Here is a 21,654-nt window from a genome sequence, read left to right on the forward strand (position 1 = left end):
AAATATGAGTTTTAATTATGCTAACCGTATGTCACATGTTAAGGGATCAGCAGCAAGGGCAATGTTAAAAATAACTAGAAATCCAGAGGTTATATCATTTGCAGGAGGATTACCTGCACCAGAATTATTCCCAGTTGAAGAATTTAAACAAATGTCTAAATTAGTTTTAGAAGAAAATGGGGCAAATGCATTGCAATATGGACCAGCAGAAGGATATGAGCCATTAAGAAAACAGATAGCTGAAAGAATGAAAAAATCAAGTGTAGAAATAGATCCTTCTAATATTTTAATTACTAGTGGATCTCAACAAGGATTAGATTTCTCAGCTAAGATATTTATAAATCCTGGTGATATTATTATATGCGAGAGTCCAAGTTATTTAGGAGCTATAAATGCTTTTAATGCTTATGAACCTGATTATATAGATATAAAAACAGATGATGATGGAATGGTAATGGAAGATCTAGAATATGCATTAAAAAATAATGATAATGTAAAGCTAATTTACGTTATTCCAGATTTTCAAAACCCATCAGGAAAGACATGGTCTCTAGAGAGAAGAAAGCAATTAGTAGAATTAGCTAATAAATATAATGTAGTAATAGTAGAAGATAATCCATATGGAGAACTTATATTTGAAGGGGAAATGCTACCGGCCATAAAACATTTTGATACAGAAGATAGAGTTATATTCTTAGGTACTTTCTCAAAAATATTTTCTCCTGGATTAAGAATTGGTTGGGCTGCATCTGGAAAGGAAATAATTCATCAATTCAATTTATGCAAACAAGGAGCAGACTTGCAATCAAGTACTATATCACAGATGGAATTATCCAAGTTTTTGGATAACTACGATATAGAGGAACACATAAATAAAATTATAGAAGTTTATAGAAGAAGAAGAGACTTGATGCTAGGTACAATGAAAGAAGTATTTCCTAAAGAAGTAAAATACACTTATCCGAAGGGTGGATTGTTTATATGGGTTGAATTACCAGAACATATAAATGCTGAAGAAGTAAGTGAAAAGGCATTAGAAAAGAAAGTAGCGTTTATAGTAGGAAATCCATTCTTCCCAAGAGGAGGACATGATAATACATTTAGAATGAATTTTTCCAATATGCCAGAGGATAAAATTGTTGAAGGTGTAAAACGTTTAGGAGCAGTATTAAATGAACTACTTGTAAATGAAACAGTATAAATTGATCTAGTTAAAAATTAGGAGGAGAATATGTTTAATAAAATAATAGTTATAGATCCAATGGAAATAGTAGAAGAAAGCAAAAATAAACTTAATAATCTTGCTAAGGAAGTAATATTCTTTGATACATTAGCAGAAACTGATGAAGAAAAAATTCAGCGTATAGGAGATGCAGAAGCTGTTCTTGTTTCATACAGGGGTTCTATTGGTGGAGCTGTTATAAAAGCTTGTACTAATCTAAAATACATAGGTATGTGTTGTACATTATACTCTGCTGAAAGTGCAAATGTGGATATAATAACAGCAAAGAAAATGGGGATAGAAGTATTAGGAATAAGTCATTATGGTGACAACGGAGTGATTGAGTTTATAGTGGGAGGACTTATTAGATTAATACATGGATTTGGAAGTCATCAGTGGAGAGAAGAACCATATGAATTAGATGGATTAAATATAGGTGTAATTGGTATGGGGAATACGGGTTATAATGCAGCTAAAGCTCTTAATTATTTTGGAGCAAATATCTCTTACTATGATAGAGTTGAAAAAGAATTTTGTAAAAATGATGGTTTTGAATTACGTTCATTATACCATGTTTTAAAAGACTCAGATGTAATTATAACTTGTTTAAATAGAAATACTAAGGTACTTTTTGAAGAAGAATTTAAAATAATGGGTAGTGGAAAAATATTAATTAATACATCAATAAGTCCTACTTATGATATTGATGCCTTAGAAAAATGGTTAAGTGACAAATCAAATTATTATATATGTGATTCAGATATGGCCTTAGGAGATGAAAATGGAAAACTTATTAAACTTGACAATGTAATATGTTCGCATAAAGCATCAGGAGGTTCGCATCAAGAAAAGTTTAGATTTGCAGAAAAAATAATAGAAAATATAGAAAAATTTTTAAGTAAAAATAGCGTTGAGGTTTAAAAATATTTATATTTTTAAATAAAAGACAATATTAATTTAACTAGAACATGCAAATACCCATTTATGAGCAAAAATATAAAAAAATCATTACTATATTAATATAGTAATGATTTTTTTATAACAGAAAATATTCAATTAAATTTTAGGAAACTAATCTGAAAAGAAGGGATGAGAGAGGTGGATTCGTATAAATTTATTTTAGATATAGCATTGATTTTATTTAGTACGAAATTTTTAGGAATAGCTACGAAGAAAATTAAAATGCCTCAGGTATTAGGAGCATTAATAGCAGGAATAATAATTGGACCTTGTATTTTAAATTTAGTTCAAGAGACAGAATTTATTTCTCAATTAGCTGATATAGGTGTAATTTTATTGATGTTTTATGCAGGATTAGAAAATGATTTGAATAAACTTAAAAAAGCAGGTAAAGCTTCATTTTGGATTGCACTACTTGGGGTTATTATACCTCTTATAGGAGGATATATAGTGACGAGTACCTTTTATAAAATAGGCGTATTTTCTATGTATGAAGGTGAAATAGCTTTTTTACAAAAGGTTTTTGTTGGAGTGATTTTGACAGCTACATCAGTAAGCATTACTGTAGAGACACTTAAAGAAATAGGTAAATTAAGTTCTGATGTAGGAAATACGATACTAGCTGCAGCTATAATTGATGATATTCTAGGTATTCTTGCTTTAACTGCAATAACCAGTTTTACAGATAATAATGTCAATGTGGGAATTGTAGTTGTAAAGATATTGGGATATTTTGTTTTCATTTTTATGATAGGTATTCTATGTCATAAATCATTTAAATTTTGGTTTGGTAAAAATGAGGATAATAAAAGACGATATACTATAGGATCATTGGTATTTTGTTTATTAATGTCATACATAACTGAAAAAGTTTTTGGCGTGGCTTATATTACAGGCGCTTTTGTTTCGGGAGTGATTTTATCTTCATTAGATAAAAAACAGTTTATTGCAGAAAAATTAGATGTTGTTTCATATGCATTTTTATCACCCGTATTTTTTGCTAGTATAGGTATAAAATTAGTAATTCCTGCAATCAATATGAGTATTATTGTATTTTCAATTATATTATCCATTGTAGCCATAGCAACTAAAATAATAGGTGCAGGAGTAGGGGCTAAAATATTTAACTACTCGAATAAGCAATCTGCACAAATAGGTATAGGTATGGTGTGTAGAGGAGAAGTAGCTCTTATTATTGCAAACAAGGGCGTGGACCTAGGCTTAATAGCAGGAAATTTATTTATAGCTATTTTGATTGTCATTATAGCCACTACAGTTATATCGCCTATTTTATTAAAAGTATCGTTTAAAGAAGCAGAGGAAAGTAAATTTTATTCACAAGATAAAGTTGCATATAAAAATTAAAAATAAATATAGGTACTAGTTAAAACGTAGGGGGGAATAAAATTGGCATAAAATTTATGATAATTTAAAAGGATATTTATATTATTTGTATAAATATACTTAGTATTATAAATAAAGGAGCGAAGTAAATGAAAAAGAGCGGCATTTTTATGATATTAATATCTATAGCATTTTTATTTTTTGTGAATGAACATTATAGATATGATGGATATAAAGAAGTGGAGATACCAAACATAGGAGTGGCTAAGGTTCCAGATGATTGGTATTGTGGAAAGACTAAGGATGGATTACTTTATTTCGCAAATATGCCCATAGAAAATAAAGGGAGCAAGATTTATTTTATTCAGCATTCTGTTCAGGATTATTCTTTAGATAATAATCAGGGTGAATCAGGCTATTTTTTGGACAACTACTATTTGGAAGATATACTTTCAGTGGAAAAGATATTCATATCTCCATATGGTAATGGCAACGTTTATTCCAATGGTTCTCGCTATCAATCATGTACTTTTTATTTGAATAATATCAAGGTAGATAGCTACTATATAGATTTTGTAGGAAATAATACTAGTAGTATATTCTTTATTGTGGATAACTCCATTGATATTAAAACTATGGAGGATATGACAAAGTGGTTCAAAAAATATTAACAATTGACATTATTGAAATTTTTTTCAAAATGAGTTATTATATAGAATATTATGCAAAATAACCTATTAAATTAATTTAATAGGTTATTTTTTAAATACGGTGATTATAAATTATTTAATTTGTAGATAGTTCATAATAACAACCAATTTATATAAAGTTAACAAGTTGTCTGATGTGATGAAAAATGTTTCGTCAAAGCAGTGTCTTGATTGAAGAAAAAACTTTATAAAATTTTATAAAGCTGGCAACAGTAGCCTTTTAGCAAATTGGGTAAACTAAAGTAGTAACATGAATTAGGAGGTATTATGATGAAAGTTAAAAAAGTGGCCATATTAGGTGGCGGTAATGGTGGTATTACTGCTGCTGCGGATCTTTCAAACAAAGGATTTGAAGTGAGTATGTTTCAATCAGATAAATTCTGTAAGAACTTAGATGTTATAAAGAAAAAAGGAGAAATTATACTTCAAACATTGGAAGAAGAAAGTGTTGAGAAAGTTCATTTAGTAACTGATGACATAAAAGAAGCTATATTGGGAGCACAAATAATAATGCTAGCTATACCTGGAATGGCTATAGAATATTTTGCAGAAATACTCGCTCCGGTAGTTGATGAAAAGCAAATTATATACATAAATAGTGCAGCAGCTATGGGATGCATAAGGTTTATAAATAAAGCTAAAGAAATGGGCATAGATAAGAAGTTTAAAATTTGTGAATCAAATTCCTTAACTTATGGATGTAGAGCTTTTGCCGATGAGGCTAGAGTAGAAATGTCACTAAGTGTAAAAAAATTATTTCTAGGAGCATATCCAGCATGTGATACAGAGGAAATAATTGAATCTTTATCACAAATTTATGATTGTTTTGTGCCAGCAGATAACATTTGGCATGTTAACTTAGAAAATGGTAATCCAGAAGTTCATCCAGGGCCAGCTTTACTTAACGCAGGAAGAATAGATTACTCTAATGGTGAGTTTTGGCTATATAGAGAAGGAATTACAGAACATACTATAAATGTATTGAAAGCTGTAGAGAGTGAAAGAAAAGCCTTAGGAAGAGCTCTAGGGTTTGAAGTAGAAGGTGCGAGGGAGTCTCGTATTAATAGAGGATATTTAGAAGATGATAAAAATAAATCTTTACAAGAGTTATTTAATACAAGTGAAGTATTTTGTGCTATAAAAGGGCCTACAAGTGTTACTAACAGATATATAACAGAAGATATATCAACAGGTCTTGTTCTTTGGTCAAGCCTTGGTAAGATACTTAAAGTACCAACTCCAAACATAGATGCAATCATAGTACTTGGAGGAACCTTACTAAATAGAGATTTTTACAAAGAAGGATTAACAGTTGAAAAGTTAGGAATATTTAATGCAAATTCTAAACAGGATTTAATTGATGCTGTTTAGATAAAGATAACATAAACAAAAGAAGTGCTAAAATAATAAGATATTAATAGCACTTCTTTTTTAAAAAAGAATAAAGCAACAAGTATAATGCATGGCAAAAGACTTATTTAATTTTATGTAGAATTACTATGTATTATGAATAAATTTATAATAATTATGCAAAATTCACAAAATTAATTTTTATATATTTTAAATTATCAAAAATCATAAGGGGGAATATATTATATGAAAGTTGAAAAAATAGCAATACTAGGTGGCGGAAATGGTGGAATTACTGCAGCTGCTGATTTAACACAAAAAGGATTTTTAGTAAATATGTTTGAGTCGCAAAGATTTTGCAAAGACTTGCAATTTATTAAAAAGAGCAACCAAATAGCTATGGAATATAAGGGTAGCAAATCAGTTGAAAAAATAAACTTAATAACAAACAATATAGAAGATGCAATAAAAGATTGTCAAATTGTTATGATAACGGTACCCGGAATGGGAATTGAGTATTTTGCAGAAATACTTGCGCCAGTAGTTAAAGAAGATCAAATAATTTTAATAAATTCTGCTCCAGCTATGGCTTCTGTTAGATTTGTAAAAAAAGCAAAAGAAATGGGAATAGAAAAAGATTTTAAAATTGGAGAGACTAATTCATTGACTTATGCCACAAGAGCTTATGTAAATGAGGCGAGAGTAGAAATTTCATTGAAAGCAGGAAAAGTATATCTAGCAGCTTATCCTTCATGTCATACAGATGAAGTGTTTAATGCTTGTGTGCAAATTTATGACTGTTTTGTAAAAGCAGATAATGTAATTGTGGTAAACTTAGAAAATCCAAATCCACTAGTTCATCCAGGTCCAACTTTATTAAATGCAGGAAGAATAGACTATACTAAAGGTGATTTTTGGTTATATAAAGAAGGGATAACAGAGCATACAGTAAATATAGTAAAAGCAGTAGAAAATGAAAGAGAAGCTGTGGCAAAAGCTTTGGATATTCAACTGGAAGATACTAAACAAGCTCGTATAAATAGAGGATATTTTGCAGATGAAGACAAACCTTTACATGAACTTTTTAACACTAGCCCAGTTTTTCAATATATAAAAGGACCAGCAAGTGTGGAAGGAAGATATATAGTAGAAGATATATCTACAGGTCTTGTACTTTGGTCTGATTTAGGGAGGATTTTAAAAGTGCCTACTCCTAATATTGACTCTATAATAATTCTTGGTGGAACTTTAATAGGAAGAGATTTTTATAAAGAAGGATTAACTTTAGAGAGTATAGGTCTTGGACATTTGAAAAATAAAGGGGATATATTATCTAATATATAATAAATCAATTAAATAAAAGGGATGTTAACATGAGTAATTAAAAGAGGAGTAATAGAATAACTATTACTCCTTACTTATTTTTATTTAACTAAGATAAGTTCCATCTTCTTTTTGTACGATTAATCCTTTTTTCATAAGAACGCCTAAAGCCCTTTTGAAGTTTTTCTTACTTGAGTTAAATACAGTAGCTATCTCTTCTGGAGCAGATTTATCGTTAAATCTCATGTATCCATCGTTTCCTTCCATATAGTTCATGATAGCAACTTCTAATACATCTAGCTCAACTTTTCTTTCACCTCTAGGAGTAAGTCCAAGTCTACCGTCTTCATAAATTTTTATAACTTTAAGATTTTCTAACTTGTCTCCTATATTTAATTCAGTGAAATATTCATTTTTTAGGATAACACCGTCGAATTTATTATCTACACATATAGTTGCAGAATTATTAGTTTGGAATCCATAAACTATACCATTAACGCTGTCACCAACTTTATATGAATGCTCAACAGATAAGTATGGGAATATATCTGTAGTAGCAGCAAGCCTACCAGTTTTATCCTCATATATATAGAATAAATATCTATTTCCTTTAGTCATTTCATATTTTTGTGCTTTGAAAGGTACTAAGATATCTTTTGGAAGTCCTATGTCAACGAAACTTCCTATTTTTGTGTGGGCTACTACTTTTAAATAAGCAATATCTCCTACAGCAGCTTTTGGATATTCCATAGTAGCAGCAAGTCTTCCTTCAGAGTCTTTGTATATAAATACTTCTACCTCATCGCCAACTTCAATTTTGTTTTTATTAAGTAGTCTATTGTGAAGAAGCACATCATCGCTAGTACGTCCAGTTTCTGCATCTAAAAAATATCCAAATTCAGCTTTTCTTTTAACTTTAAGCTTATTATATTGTCCTAATTTTATCAAATTTTCATCTCCTTACTATATTTATAATAAATATGTATCATAATTAAATATAATAACATATTTAGCCTTAATTATACTCAAAACTTATTATAATTTAAAAAAATTATTTTATCATACAAAAAAAATAAAATAAATATTGCATTATACTTTAATTATATTATAAAATTACTTGTGGACTTATTTTACTATGCCAACAACAATAATAATAAGGAGGAAAAGAGTGAGCAAGAAGATACGCCTAGCAACAGTAGAAGATTTAGCGAGAATACAAGAAATATATAGACCTTATGTTGAACAAGAAGATATTGTTGTAAACTCGGAGCATAGAGTACCAACTATGGAAGAGCTAAATGAAAGATTTAATTTAATAACTAAAGAATTTCCATGGTTAGTATGTGAAATAGATGGTGTAGTTGCAGCATATGCATATGCAGGAAAACCATTTAAAAGAGAGGGATATAAATGGAATTCAGAAGTTTCTGTATATACTGATGGGAAATATCATGGGAGAAGATTAGCATCTGCACTATATGAATGTTTATTGGAATTATTAAAACTGCAAGGTTATTACAATGTGTATGCATGCATATTATCCATAAATGAAAAAAGTATGAGATTCCACGAGAAGTATGGATTTAAAGTTATGAGTATTTTCCAAAATTCTGTGTATAAACATAATAAATGGATAGATGTAATTTGGATGAATAAAGCATTACAGGAATTTAAAGATGATATAAAAGATCCTGTATCAATATGGGATTTAGATAAAGAACTGGTAAATAATATATTTAATAAAAACAAGGATATAATAAAAGGGTAATAATATGGACACCAATCGGTTTATGGAAGAATATATAAAAAAAAAGCTATCTTGATGAATGATACAATAATCATTGCATGGAGGTAGCTTTTTTTCGTATATAAAAGAGTTGTTAAAATGGCTAAGTTTAACCATTTTAAAATAAACTATTTTTAGGGAAATTTAAAAAGATGTATTGTATTATCACAGCTATTTGGGGGAGCTGCGATTCTTATTGTGATATAAGTATAATTTCTATTATATTTATAAAAAATCCTTCAATGATAAACATAAATTATATTCAAAAAAACACCATAAAAGTTAAAAAACTTTAAGCTTTGGAAATGACTTCTTGTTTTTATTAGTAATAAAAAGATCTTTATGTGGAAATCTATAATAAATCTATGATTATTGTAGATTCAAAAAGGAGGTAAAAATGCGAAAAGTAAATCAAAGTAAAAAAGAACTCCATGAAAGTAATATAACTGACTTTGTTAACCATGCAAGAACTTTTGAAGATTTAACTGATTTAATAGAAGATGAAAATGAAAAAGTAAGCAAGAAAATAAAAAAAGAAGGGAATTTAAAATTACCTTCCTATGAAGATGTTCATTATAGTAATGATCAATTTTAATATAAAAAACTACTGGAAATTAATCCAGTAGTTTTTTGTCTTAAAAATTGATTATTTTAAAATATTAATAATAATTAGTCCTAAGTAAAAAAATGGTAAAATATTAATCTCTTATGTTATAATAAGTTGAAATGGTAACTATTTATAATACAAATAAAATTAATTATGTTAAAAGAATTTTAATAAAAATTTATAAGATACATAACATAAGTGGAATGAAATTATTTGTATAATTAAAAATATATGGTTATTTTTCCCATGTTAATTCTATATAAAAATGTGATAAAATATTGCAGATATAGATAATTAACGGACTTTTACATTTGGGTAAAAGTAAGTGTAAAAATATATGAGTAGGTGGAAGATAATATGAAACAAGTGAGTGTTGTTGGTATAGCAGGAGGAACTGCATCAGGAAAATCAACTATAGTAAGTTATATAAAAGAGTTTTTTAAGGATGATATAGAGTTAATATGTCATGATAGCTACTACAAAGCTAACGACGACAAAACTCTTGAAGAAAGAAAAAATTTAAACTATGATCATCCATCATCTTTTGAAACAAAAAGAATGATAGAAGATATAAAAAAATTAAAGGCAGGAAATGAAGTGGAAGTTCCTGTTTATGATTACACTAAACATACTAGAGCTAAAGAAACAGTACTTGCTCACCCTAAAAAAGTTATAATAGTAGAAGGAATACTAATATTTGAAGATCCTGAACTTAGAGATCTGATGGATATAAAAGTATTTGTTGATACAGATGCAGATGAGCGTTTAATGCGTCGTATTTTAAGAGACACAAAAGAAAGAGGTAGAAGTGTTGAGTCAGTATTATCACAATATGTTAACACTGTAAAACCAATGCATGAGCAATTTGTGGAACCTTCTAAAAAGCATGCGGATATAATAATACCAAGAGGTGGAGAAAATACTACAGGTATACATATCCTACAAGAACATTTAAAATTAATATTAAGATAATAAAAAGATGAGTTTTAGGCTCATCTTTTTTACATTACCTGTATAGAAACTTTTATTACATATTCATTAATATTTTTTACGGTTACTTCATCAAGTAAAACATCTTCATAAGCATATCCAATAATAGTTAAATTGTTTTCATTAATATACTTTAAAATTTTATTGTAAATAGTAGGTGTGTTTTCATAATAACCTTTTAAGTATCCAACTACATAAGTACCTTCTGGCTTTATAATCACGTTTTCATCAACTGAATTTTTATTTACCTTTGTATAGTAATAACTATAATCATAAGGATTTTCACTTTTTAAGTCTTCTATGGTTTTTATAGAACCTACGGGATACCCTATATACAAATCATTACTATAACAATAGTCCAAGTGACTCATATAGGTATCTGTATCGTAAGGGTATTTACTTTTATCTATGGGAGAAGTAAGAATAATATAATCTTCATCTTGTTTTTCTATAAAAATTTTATCTGTAATATTTTTTGCTTTATTTATAACCTTTATCTTATTGAAGATTATTTCTTGTTTTCTTTTCAGTCTATTTATTTCTTTTTCAATTTCATTAGTTTCATAAGTAAAAAGTTCAACCACATTTTGGGGAGTTCTTTTATCCATAAATTCTTTTATTTCCTTCAGTGGCATTCCTAAATCTTTCAAAGTATAAATTACATTAAAAACCTCTAACTGATAAGTTGAATAATATCTATACCCATTTTCAAGAACCTTTTCAGGTTTAAAAAGTCCTATTTCATCATAATAAAAAAGGGTCTTCTTATGTACCTTGCATAATTTTGCAAACTCACCAGTGGAAAAATATTTTGTATTATTCTCGTTCAATTACTACAATCCTCCTTATTTACTATCCTGTTGCGGGATAGTTTATTATATATTACATCGATATGAATTTCAAGGAGGGTATTATGGAAAATTCATTATAAAAAAATGACACTAACATCATTAGTTGAATATATACTTCCTACGATTGTTATGATGGTACTTTTCTCATGTTATACAATTATAGATGGGATGTTTATTTCTAAGTTTATCTGGTCTAATGCATTATCTGCTACAAATATAGTTTTCCCTGTAATAAGTCTTATTTTAGGTGTTGGAATTATGTTTGTAATAGGATGTAGCGCCATTGTTGCAAAAAAAATGGGAGAAGGAAAAAATAAAGAGGAAAAAGAAGATTTTACTCTTATTACAATAAGTGCTTTAGTTGTAGGATGTATTATTGCAGTTATAAGTATTGCTTTTATGAAAGAAATTATTTATGTTTTAGGTTCTACAGAGGCATTGTATGATAATTGCAAAGAATACTTATTTTATATGGTTATTTTTACACCATTTGTAGTACTAAAATTATATTTTGATTATTTTCTTGTTACAGCAGGTGTACCAAACTTAGGATTAATTAGTGGTATAGTTGGTGGACTTATAAATATAGTACTAGATTATGTATTTATAGTAGAGCTTAATTTGGGGGTGAAGGTTGCAGCCCTTGCTACTTGTATAGGATATATAGTTCCATCTTTTGTTGGAATAATATATTTTATGAATAAGAAGCATGCACTTCACTTTGTAAAACCGAAATTCAACTTTAAAGTGATAAAAGATAGTTGATCTTCAGAGATGGTCACACAATTGGCATCAGCTATTACTACTTTTATTTTTAATATAGTAATGATTAAGTACTTAGGTGAAGATGGTGTGGCAGCAATAACAATTACTTTATATTTACAAATGTTATTAAATGCAGCATATATAGGATTTACTTCAGGCGTACAACCAAGAATAAGTTATAATTATGGAAGTGAGAATGAAGAACAACTTGAAAAGTTAATAAAATACAGTATTTTAATAATAAGCGTATTTGGAGTGAGTACTTTTATAATGTGTAGAGCTATGGCAGATGTTTTAATATCTTTATTTTCAGATAGAGGAACAGAATTATTTAGTATAACTCGTAATGGATTAATGTTGTTTTCAACTAGTTTTTTAGTTGGAGGAATAAATATATTTTCATCAGGCATGTTTACAGCATTTTCTAATGGAAAAGTTTCGGCATTGCTTTCTTTACTTAGAACTTTCGTATTCTTTGCACTGGGGATAATGATTTTACCTAAATTTATGGGAGTAAATGGAGTATGGCTTGTAATTCCTTTCGTGGAGGTTATCACATTGTTAGTTTCTATTGCTTTTATATATAAATATAGAAAAGAATATATGTATGAGAATCTATTTATAAGAAGAAGGACTTTAGATATAAATTCATAATTAACTAAATATTAACATCTGATGACTATAATTTTATGGGAATCAGCTGTTTTTTATAATATAATAAAAAATAAGTTGTTAATTAGATAAGTAATTTATTTTGAAAGGGGAAATTTAATGAAATATGAAAAGTTAAGTAAAAAAGCTACAAGCTGTATGTTTGTAGCTACCTTAGTGCAATTTTTAATAAGTACAAGTATTTTATTTGTGATTTGGTTTATATTTGGGGAATATTTACCACAAATAGTTATAAATATTATGATAGGACTAGTAATCCTAGATTTTTTATATTTAATAGTATCACCAAAGGTTAGGTATGAAAGGTATAGATATTCCATCACAGAAGATTCTATAGATGTGAGAGAAGGGTTTATATTTATAGAAAGAAGTATAGTTCCTATTGAAAGGTTGCACAAAATAGCCATAGAAAAAGGTCCTATAGACAGAATGTTTAACTTGGCAAAAGTAATTGTTACTACAGCTGGTGGAGATGTAACAATTAGATTTTTAGAAGATGAAAAGTCAGAGTTTATTGCAGATGCTCTTAAGAAAAAGATTAATGAGATAGCAATTAAGTCAAGATTAGAAAAGCAAGAAAATTTATTATAAGAGGTGACATTTATGAATGAAGAAAAATTTAGATGTCATCCAAGTATTATTGTGGAAAAGACATGCGGAGTTATTACAGCATTGTTTTTTATCTTTATAACAAGTTTAGATGATGTGAAAGAAATAGTAAAAGAAGGGTTTAGTAGTGAGAACTTATTAATTGCAGGTGGTGTTTTTGCAGTATTAACTCTTATTTTGATTTACAATATTATAGTTTGGGCTAAAACTTTTATAACCATAGAAGAAAATACAATAGTTATTCAAAGAAATACAATTAACTCTAAAGTAAACACTTTTGGAATAAAGAATATATCCAATGTAAATTTAGAGCAAAATATTTTTGAAAGAATAATAGGTACATATAAAATAAAGATTGATACAGACAGCTTGTCTACAGCAAACTCCACAGATATAGAAATTATACTTTCTAAGAAAAATGCTTATGATTTTAAGAATAAAGTTATATCTCTTATGAATAGTGAAAAATTAAAGAATATCCAAGATGATGAAAATAATATGTATGGTAGTGAAATAGGAAATGAGAGTTATTTAGAGGATGAAAATATAGAATATGATATAGTTTATTCTGTAAATGATGTGCTAAAACATTGCTTTTATAATTTATCAATATTTGGATTTATATTTAATTTAGCTATGATATGTTTTGTGGTGTTTATCTCCATACGGGCAGACGGCTCAGACGGTTTTGTTGCAGTAGGGTTAATAGCAATTACTTCATGTATTTCTATACTAAAATTTTTCCTTGGAGATTTATTTAAATACTATAAATTTTCAATTAAACGTGAAAAAGATAAACTATATATAAGTTATGGTTTATTTAGACTTAAAAAATTTACTGTTCCAATAGATAGAATAAATGCTTTAAATATTAAACAATCTGCCATATCTAGAATATTTAAAAGATATCAAAGCGATATAGTAACTATTGGTGTGGGAGATAATGATACTGAAGGATCACAAATTTTGTTGTCTAGTGATAAAGAAGATTTTATAAAAAATATGAAAATATTACTCCCAGAATTAAATTTGGAGGGGGATTTTAAATTAGAAAGAGAATCTAAAAATCATCATATAATAAAAATCGCTAATATTATAATAGGTATGAGTATATGCAGTTTAATTTTATTTGCTATTTATATGATTAATACAACAGTACCATGGATAATATATCTGCTTGTAGATTTATTTATATTTTTAATTCTTGTTTTATTTACTTATTTGTCATATATAACTCGCGGAGTTTATATGGGAGATGAAAATATGGCTGTATCCTGGGGGATTTTTGCAAAGAAAATTAGTATTATTAAATATGAAAAAGTACAGTATATTAATGTAAGAGAAACGCCTATTAGTAGCAAGCTTGGTTTATGTAGTGGCGAACTTCATATTTTAGCAAGTTTTGGGGAGGATGCAAGAACTTTAGGATATTATAATGGTAATTTATTTGAAAAATTAAAAGAAAAAATATTATAGTATATTGTATAGAGATACTTATAAAATATTATGAAATCAAAGCTAAATAAGCAATCTAAGATGGAGTTATAACACAAGTTTTGTGTAATAACTCTTTTTTTATTCTGTCACAAGATTGCCAGAAGAGATAGATATTATATAATTATAAAATTGATATGGAGGTAAATAGTTATGAAAATAAAAAACAAAACTATTGTGGTGATATTAATATTAATATCGATTTTCCTTTGTTTTAACTTATATCTTAACTACCATAAAGAAGTAATAAAGATTAATAAAGACTTTAAAAACACTATTGTGGTTGAAGATGATAGAATCATAGAAAATACAGATATAAAAATTGAAGGTGCTTTGTCTGATACACACTTTGTATATAGGTATTTTCAATTTAGTAAGGAGTTAAAAGGATCTGTAAGTATTGGTAGTAAAAAATACTATATATCTGCTTCTAGTGTAATGAAAGATGGAATTATGCAAGGTATATTGACAGAGGAGAAAGATGAATTAGTATCTGACTATGAGATTACTTTAACCAAAGATTTAAAAGAAATCTGTATTTATAAAGGTAATTATATGATTTCAGCTCCAGCAAAAACATTAGATGAATCTATAAGTATCTATAAATCAATTGTAGATATACCAATAAATTAAATATTTTTATTTATGTCACAAGATTGTAATAAGTGTTTATTAATATATAAATTGAAAATAAAAACAAATATAGAGGTGAATTATATGAGTATATTAAGAGGAATAAATTTAGTAAAGATGTATGGTCAAGAATCAAATACAGTAAAAGCTTTAGATAATGTTAATATTGAAATAAATGAGGGCGAGTTCGTTGCTATAGTAGGTACCTCTGGAAGTGGAAAGTCTACATTATTAAATATGTTAGGTGGTTTAGATAGATTAACTGATGGAGAAGTAATTATAAATGATAAAAAATTAAGCAATATGAGTGATGAGGAAATAACAATTTTTAGAAGAAGAAATATAGGTTTCATTTTTCAAAATTATAATTTAGTACCAATTTTAAATGTATATGAAAATATAGTTCTTCCCATAGAATTAGATGGTGTGAAGGTTGATACAGAATATGTGGATTCAATAATAAACATTTTAGGGCTTGGTTCAAAACTTACAAATATGCCAAATAATTTATCAGGAGGACAACAACAACGTGTGGCAATAGCTAGGGCTTTAGCAACAAAGCCAGCCATAATTTTAGCAGATGAGCCTACAGGAAATCTTGATAGCAAAACGAGCATGGATGTTATAGGGTTACTGAAAATGACTTCACAAAAATTTAACCAAACTATGGTTATGATAACGCACAATGAAGAAATAGCACAGCTTGCTGACAGAGTTATAAGAATAGAAGACGGTAAAGTTGTAAGTAAGTAACGGGGGTATAAGGATGAAATTTGAAAATAATAATAAAGATATAATAAAGAAAATTACAAAAAGGTCTTTAAAAGCAAATAAAATTAGAAATATATTTGCAGTTATTGCCATAGTCTTAACAACATTTATGATTTCTGCCATATTTACTTTAGCTATAAGTTATGCAAAAAATTATCAGATAATGAATTTAAGGGATCAAGGAACAACAGCTACAACTTTTCTTGCTAATCCTACAGATAAACAAATTAAAGAAATAGAAAACTTGGATATATCTAAAAACATAGGTCAAGAAATTAATGTAGGTAACGTATCTAAAGAATCTTTGGATAACAATAAAACCAATATATTTATAAAATATTTGGATAAAGAAAACTGGGAAAATCAATTAACTCCATGTATAAGTGGTATAAAAGGAAATTATCCTACAAAAGAAAATGAAATTATGTTATCAAAGTTAGCTTTGGAATTTTTAAATAAAGAAAATTCTAAAATAGGAGATAAAATAAAAATATCTTATGATATGAATGGAAAAACTGTTGAAAAAGAATTTATTTTAAGTGGTTACTTCACTTCTTATGATTATATAAAAGATAGTGGATATATGTTTGTATCTGAAAAATTTGTATATAACAAGAATTTATCTTTGGAGAAAAATGGACAACTTTTAATAACTTTACAAAACAACAAAAAAGCTGAAGCACCAAATCTTCTTAAATCAAAAGTATCTTTAAATGAAAATCAAAAATTTGAATATAATTACGATGCAGAAGAAGACTCAAATAGTATAAAAGTTGCAGCTGTGATGATAGGTAGTATTATAGGTGCTTTTATTGTGATAAGTGGATATTTAATTATTTATAATATTTTATATATTGCAGTAACTAAAAATATTCAATTTTATGGACTATTAAAAACCATAGGAACTTCACCAAAGCAGATTAAAAAGATAGTTAAGTCAGAAGGACTGAAATTATCTATTATAGGTATACCGATAGGAATCATATTAGCAGTAATAGTATCTTACTTAATAGTACCTCTTGCTTTAGAAGGTATGGCTAGTGGTACTTATTATGAAAAAATGATGGAAAATAAAATATATTTTGAGCCAATAGTATTTATACTATCAATATTATTTTCACTATTCACAGTGCTTATAAGTTGCAAAAAACCATCTAAAATAGCAAGTAGTATATCTCCTATAGAAGCTATGAAATATAGTGGACAAAAAACAAAAAAAGAAAAGAAAAATAGAAATTCTACTAAGGGTGGAAAACTTTACAAAATGGCTTGGTACAATGTTTTTAGAGATAAAAAACGTGCTATATTAGTGTTCTTATCATTATTTATGGGAATTATGGCATTTTTAGGAGTTAATACATTTATAAATAGTGTAAGCGTAGAAAATTATGCAAATAGATATTTAAATAATGATTTTGAACTGCAGGCTTATTATGATGATAATAGTGGTATTGATAATAAAGTAATAAATGAAATTGAAAAAATAGAAGGAATTAACTCTGTAGAAACTTTAAAGGCTTCCATGTTACAAATGGATATGAATGAAAAAATAATAAAACCATTATTAAAAGCAGCATATGAAAGACATGGAGAAGATGAATCAGCACTTCAAACTTATTTAGATAAGGTGAAGAAGAATCCAAGTGAATTCTCGCCATGGGTGGTAGGAGTAGAAGATAAAACCATAGAGAGATTTAATGAAGAGAATGAAGAGAAGATAGATCTTGAAGCATTTAAAAATGGGAAATTAGCATTAATAGAAAGTTTTTATTACTCTAAAGGGAAGGAATTAGATTTTTCAGGTAAAAAAATAACTTTAAAGAATGCAGATAAGAATAAAACGATGAGTTTTAATACTAGAATGTTTTTCAATGATGAAAGTGGAATATTAAGTTTTAATGGATCAAATGTACTTGGAGTTCCTACAATATATGTATCTTCTTCTGCTCTTAATAAATTAGACAAGAATTTAAATGTTGATAAAATATACATTGATGTGGATGATAAATATGATAGCAAGGTAAAAAGTAAATTAAAAACAATAGCAAGTGAAAGTCGTTTAGTATTAGAATCAAAAACAGACAAGATAGAAAGTTTCAATAAAAGTTCCGTGATGATGAATGTTGTAGGTGGAGGAATATCCATAATACTAATATTTATAGGACTGCTAAACTTTATAAATGTTATGGTTACAAATGTTAATGTAAGATTACAAGAATTAGCCATAATGGAAAGCATAGGAATGACAAAGAAACAAATTAAAAATATGTTAACCATAGAAGGAGCATATTATGCAAGCATTACTACCCTACTAACATGTACTTTAGGCATGGGGATGGTTTACCTTATAGCTCAGTTGACTAAAAATATAGCAGATTATGCAGAGTTTGTGTTCCCAGGCATGGAACTTATATCATTAATAACTTTAATATTTACTGTTTGTTTAATTACACCGGTTATGGCTTACAAATATAGTAGTAAAAAAACTGTAACAGAAAGACTTAGAGAAATTGAAAAGTAGTTAAAGTGTAGTGGTAGGTTTGAATAATCTACTACTATTGATATAATTAAAGATAACATTAGAAAAATAAGACATGGGTAGGAGGGAGTATAATGAAAAATATTTTAATAGTGGAAGATGATAAGATTTTAAATAAGGGAGTCAGTTTTTTTCTAAATAAAGAAGGCTACAACGTGATTAGTGCATACACAAAGGAAGAAGGAAAAGTTGCTATTTTGCAAAATAAAATAGACTTATTGCTTTTAGATGTAAATCTACCTGATGGATGTGGTTTAGATTTTTGTGAAGAAATAAGTGATAAAATGGATTTTCCTGTAGTGTTCTTAACAGCAAATGATACAGAAGAAGATATGATAAAAGGATTTGAGAGTGGATGCGATGATTATATATCGAAACCATTTTCCATAGATATTTTAAAACTGAAAATAAATGCGATTTTAAAAAGAAAGGGTGGAGAAACTAAAAATATTTTTAAATATAAAGATTTGAAAATAGATTTTGATAGTAGGAAAGTTTATAAAAAAGATAAAGAAATATATCTAACTGTAACGGAGTATAAGCTTTTAGAGCTACTAAGTAAAAATAAGGGAAGAGCAATGACAAAAGAAATAATATTAGATAAGTTGTGGGACAATAATGGGAATTATGTGGATGAAAATACTTTGTCTGTTAATATAAGAAGACTGCGTAAAAAAATTGAAGATGATTCAAAAAATCCAGAGTATATAATTACTATATTTGGTATTGGATATATTTTAGGAGAGTAGAAAATGAATAATGATTTTGAAAAAAAAAGTAAACTTTTTAAGATTTTACTAATTGTATTGTGTTTATTTTTTAATATATTAATATATTTAAATACTGAGGATAGCCTAATAATGTATATAACAATAGGATTTTCCTTAATTGTTATAATAGGATTTTTTATTTATGACAAAATTTTTGAAAATTATATGATTGAAATACTTGAGAAACTATCAGACATGATATCTACCATAAGTGATTTAAGAGAAAAAGAAGTTTTTACAATGATAGATGATTCGATGTTTTCAAAACTACAACACCAAACTATAAAACTAACAAAAGTATTACAGTCACAAAATAAGCGAATTGAAAAAGATAAAAATGAGATAAAAACATTGATTTCTGATATCGCTCATCAATTAAAAACTCCTCTAGCAAATATGAAAATGTATAGTGAATTTTTACAAGATGAAAATTTAACAAAAGAAGAGCAAGAAGAATTTAATAAAATTATACTTTTATCATTAGATAAGCTTTGTTTTTTGGTGGAAAGCATGATAAAAATGTCTAGATTAGAAAGTTCAGTGATTAGTATTAAACCTAAGCTTAGCGATTTGAATGATACAGTTATTTTAGCTATTTCTCAACTTCATAAAAAAGCTGGGCTGAAAAATATTCATATTAACTTTGAAGAAAAAGATAAAGTTAATATATATCACGATAAAAAATGGACTTGTGAAGCTATTTTTAACATAATAGAAAATGCCATAAAGTATTCGCCTTCAAATACTGTTATAAATATTGTTATTGAGAAATATGAAATTTTCACAAAGATAGATATTAAAGATGAAGGAAGAGGGATATCAGAAGAAGAGATACCTAAAATATTTTCTAGATTTTATAGAGGTAAAAACGTATCAGAGGAGGAAGGTATAGGTATAGGCCTTTATTTAAGTAGAGAAATTATTAAGAAAGAAAATGGATACATAAAAGTATTATCTACGGAAGAAGGGAGTACTTTTTCTGTATTTTTACCAAATGATTATATAATAGGAAAATCAGATAAAAACTAAGATAATCTTAGGATTTATCTGATTTTTTTAATTTGTTATATTTCATAAAAGTAGGTATATTAACAGCTATAACTATTATTGCTATTAGAATTAATAATAGGGCGAAAGTTGCATCTGTGGACTCTTTAGGAGAAAACAAAATATTTAATATTCCAAAAGAAATTAATGCTATAACTACTAAAAATCTGAAAATTAATATCTTCCTAAAATAATAAATTTTAAATTGAACATTAGAAAATAAACTAAATTTACCAAGCATTCTTTTTCTTCTAAAAAAAACCCAATTTCTGTAGTGACAGACATATTCAACATTCCACTCATCTTCTAAATAATTAAGAAAGTCCTCCTGATTGGGAGAAGAGGGAAGATTTTCAATCAATTCAAGAAAATAATAATATTCATTGGGAATACATTTTTCAAAATTATATCTGCAAAATTTAAAATTTTTTAAAGCATAACCATTTGAGCACATGTTGTTTATCCATTCTTCTTCTTTCTCATACTCGCCAAGGGCAAAGAATTTATAGATGATCATAATAATCCTCCAATTACAATTTAATATATTATATAACTTTTACTCATTTTATATAATAAGTATAAAACCATATTTAGCATATGTTAAGTAGAAATAATTTAATTTCTAAATTAAAATAAAGACATTTATTGTGCAATGATTTAAAATTATAATATAGTTTCAGGAGGTAGCGTTTATAAACAAACAGGGAGGATAGTTATGATTTGTAGAAAATGTGGAGCTGTAATTAAACATAATGAAGAGTACTGTAGGAAATGTGGTGCATTAGTAATTAATTTTAAACAAGTTGAAAATAAGAATTTAAAAAATCTATGTGTTGAAAATAACGCGAAGGGAAAATGGGAAGCATTTATAAATAGAATTAGTAATAAAGAGGCAAAAGCTCATAAAGTAGAAGAAGCTAACAAACACAATTTAGATATAAATAATTTAGGAAGTTTAGTGAATAAATATAATAAAGTGGTGAAAAATACATTGTCTGAGAATAATAGTATAAAAGGAAAAAATATTAACCTTGATAAGGATTTTTCAGATGATATAGGTGATATTATAAAAAATCTTTTTAAATTATAGTATAAATATTTAAGTATTTTCGTCATAAATAATGATCTGAAAATGATTTAATTTATAAAAATAGAGAATAATAAACTAAAAGTATTGATAAGATAATCAATAGTTTTTTTATGAATAAAAA

Annotated in this window: 22 protein-coding genes; 19 read left to right on the forward strand and 3 right to left on the reverse strand. The window is 27.2% G+C overall.

Features of this window, described 5'->3' with window-relative positions; translation table 11 throughout:
* Nucleotides 1-4 precede the first annotated feature (4 nt).
* The 6 genes from QX51_RS17750 (at nt 5) to QX51_RS17775 (ending at nt 6,930) form a co-directional block, all read left to right on the forward strand.
* The gene (locus QX51_RS17750; RefSeq protein WP_039681239.1) at nt 5-1,201 is read left to right on the forward strand and encodes an aminotransferase-like domain-containing protein; all 1,197 of its coding nucleotides are present in this window, start codon (nt 5-7) and stop codon (nt 1,199-1,201) included.
* A gap of 30 nt (nt 1,202-1,231) precedes the next feature.
* A complete protein-coding gene (locus QX51_RS17755) occupies nt 1,232-2,143 on the forward strand; it encodes an NAD(P)-dependent oxidoreductase (protein WP_039681240.1) in 912 nt (303 codons plus the stop codon).
* 177 nt (nt 2,144-2,320) lie between these two features.
* Nucleotides 2,321-3,547: a cation:proton antiporter gene (locus QX51_RS17760; protein ID WP_052233153.1), complete on the forward strand. Its 1,227-nt coding sequence runs from the start codon at nt 2,321-2,323 to the stop codon at nt 3,545-3,547.
* A 128-nt stretch (nt 3,548-3,675) separates the two neighbouring features.
* Nucleotides 3,676-4,197: a hypothetical protein gene (locus tag QX51_RS17765; RefSeq protein WP_039681241.1), complete on the forward strand. Its 522-nt coding sequence runs from the start codon at nt 3,676-3,678 to the stop codon at nt 4,195-4,197.
* A 309-nt stretch (nt 4,198-4,506) separates the two neighbouring features.
* Nucleotides 4,507-5,607: an NAD/NADP octopine/nopaline dehydrogenase family protein gene (locus tag QX51_RS17770; RefSeq protein WP_039681242.1), complete on the forward strand. Its 1,101-nt coding sequence runs from the start codon at nt 4,507-4,509 to the stop codon at nt 5,605-5,607.
* A gap of 225 nt (nt 5,608-5,832) precedes the next feature.
* The gene (locus QX51_RS17775) at nt 5,833-6,930 is read left to right on the forward strand and encodes an NAD/NADP-dependent octopine/nopaline dehydrogenase family protein (protein WP_039681243.1); all 1,098 of its coding nucleotides are present in this window, start codon (nt 5,833-5,835) and stop codon (nt 6,928-6,930) included.
* Nucleotides 6,931-7,014: 84 nt separating this feature from the next.
* Here QX51_RS17775 and QX51_RS17780 read toward each other — a convergent pair whose 3' ends face one another.
* Nucleotides 7,015-7,857 carry a CvfB family protein gene (locus QX51_RS17780; protein WP_039681244.1) on the reverse strand — a complete coding sequence of 281 codons (843 nt, stop codon included), beginning with the start codon at nt 7,855-7,857 and terminating at the stop codon, nt 7,015-7,017.
* A 220-nt stretch (nt 7,858-8,077) separates the two neighbouring features.
* Here QX51_RS17780 and QX51_RS17785 point away from each other — a divergent pair, with 220 nt between their 5' ends.
* The 3 genes from QX51_RS17785 to udk all read left to right on the forward strand — a co-directional run bounded on the left by QX51_RS17785 (nt 8,078) and on the right by udk (nt 10,274).
* Entirely contained in the window at nt 8,078-8,677 is a 600-nt protein-coding gene (locus tag QX51_RS17785) for a GNAT family N-acetyltransferase (protein ID WP_039681245.1), read from the forward strand.
* Nucleotides 8,678-9,092: 415 nt separating this feature from the next.
* Complete coding sequence (locus tag QX51_RS17790; protein ID WP_039681246.1) at nt 9,093-9,290, forward strand: hypothetical protein; 198 nt, start codon at nt 9,093-9,095, stop codon at nt 9,288-9,290.
* A gap of 369 nt (nt 9,291-9,659) precedes the next feature.
* A complete protein-coding gene (gene udk / locus QX51_RS17795; protein ID WP_039681247.1) occupies nt 9,660-10,274 on the forward strand; it encodes a uridine kinase in 615 nt (204 codons plus the stop codon).
* A 29-nt stretch (nt 10,275-10,303) separates the two neighbouring features.
* Here the strand turns inward: udk and QX51_RS17800 are convergent, their stop codons facing one another.
* On the reverse strand, nt 10,304-11,122 hold the full coding sequence (locus QX51_RS17800; protein WP_039681248.1) for a MerR family transcriptional regulator: 819 nt from the start codon (nt 11,120-11,122) through the stop codon (nt 10,304-10,306).
* Between the two features lie 105 nt (nt 11,123-11,227).
* Here QX51_RS17800 and QX51_RS21320 point away from each other — a divergent pair, with 105 nt between their 5' ends.
* The 9 genes from QX51_RS21320 (at nt 11,228) to QX51_RS17840 (ending at nt 20,425) form a co-directional block, all read left to right on the forward strand.
* The gene (locus QX51_RS21320; RefSeq protein WP_242842772.1) at nt 11,228-11,908 is read left to right on the forward strand and encodes an MATE family efflux transporter; all 681 of its coding nucleotides are present in this window, start codon (nt 11,228-11,230) and stop codon (nt 11,906-11,908) included.
* Between the two features lie 21 nt (nt 11,909-11,929).
* Nucleotides 11,930-12,562, forward strand: a complete 633-nt coding sequence (locus QX51_RS21325; protein ID WP_242842773.1) for an MATE family efflux transporter — start codon at nt 11,930-11,932, stop codon at nt 12,560-12,562.
* A 117-nt stretch (nt 12,563-12,679) separates the two neighbouring features.
* A complete protein-coding gene (locus tag QX51_RS17810; protein WP_039681249.1) occupies nt 12,680-13,171 on the forward strand; it encodes a PH domain-containing protein in 492 nt (163 codons plus the stop codon).
* 12 nt (nt 13,172-13,183) lie between these two features.
* On the forward strand, nt 13,184-14,665 hold the full coding sequence (locus tag QX51_RS17815; RefSeq protein WP_039681250.1) for a PH domain-containing protein: 1,482 nt from the start codon (nt 13,184-13,186) through the stop codon (nt 14,663-14,665).
* Nucleotides 14,666-14,836: 171 nt separating this feature from the next.
* Complete coding sequence (locus QX51_RS17820) at nt 14,837-15,316, forward strand: hypothetical protein (RefSeq protein WP_039681251.1); 480 nt, start codon at nt 14,837-14,839, stop codon at nt 15,314-15,316.
* Between the two features lie 84 nt (nt 15,317-15,400).
* Nucleotides 15,401-16,069 carry an ABC transporter ATP-binding protein gene (locus tag QX51_RS17825; protein WP_039681252.1) on the forward strand — a complete coding sequence of 223 codons (669 nt, stop codon included), beginning with the start codon at nt 15,401-15,403 and terminating at the stop codon, nt 16,067-16,069.
* Nucleotides 16,070-16,082: 13 nt separating this feature from the next.
* Nucleotides 16,083-18,608 (forward strand): ABC transporter permease, encoded by a 2,526-nt coding sequence (locus QX51_RS17830; RefSeq protein WP_039681253.1) that lies wholly within the window; start codon nt 16,083-16,085, stop codon nt 18,606-18,608.
* 92 nt (nt 18,609-18,700) lie between these two features.
* Nucleotides 18,701-19,375, forward strand: a complete 675-nt coding sequence (locus QX51_RS17835; RefSeq protein WP_039681254.1) for a response regulator transcription factor — start codon at nt 18,701-18,703, stop codon at nt 19,373-19,375.
* A gap of 111 nt (nt 19,376-19,486) precedes the next feature.
* On the forward strand, nt 19,487-20,425 hold the full coding sequence (locus QX51_RS17840) for a sensor histidine kinase (RefSeq protein ID WP_242842774.1): 939 nt from the start codon (nt 19,487-19,489) through the stop codon (nt 20,423-20,425).
* Between the two features lie 7 nt (nt 20,426-20,432).
* On the opposite strand, the gene QX51_RS17845 is transcribed toward QX51_RS17840, so the two are convergent.
* A complete protein-coding gene (locus tag QX51_RS17845) occupies nt 20,433-20,960 on the reverse strand; it encodes a DUF2812 domain-containing protein (RefSeq protein WP_039681256.1) in 528 nt (175 codons plus the stop codon).
* A 198-nt stretch (nt 20,961-21,158) separates the two neighbouring features.
* Between QX51_RS17845 and QX51_RS17850 the strand changes: the two genes are divergently transcribed.
* Nucleotides 21,159-21,533, forward strand: a complete 375-nt coding sequence (locus tag QX51_RS17850; protein ID WP_039681257.1) for a hypothetical protein — start codon at nt 21,159-21,161, stop codon at nt 21,531-21,533.
* Nucleotides 21,534-21,654: the final 121 nt, after the last annotated feature.

The sequence above is a fragment of the Terrisporobacter othiniensis genome, assembly GCF_000808015.1.
Taxonomy (GTDB): Bacteria; Bacillota; Clostridia; order Peptostreptococcales; family Peptostreptococcaceae; genus Terrisporobacter; species Terrisporobacter muris.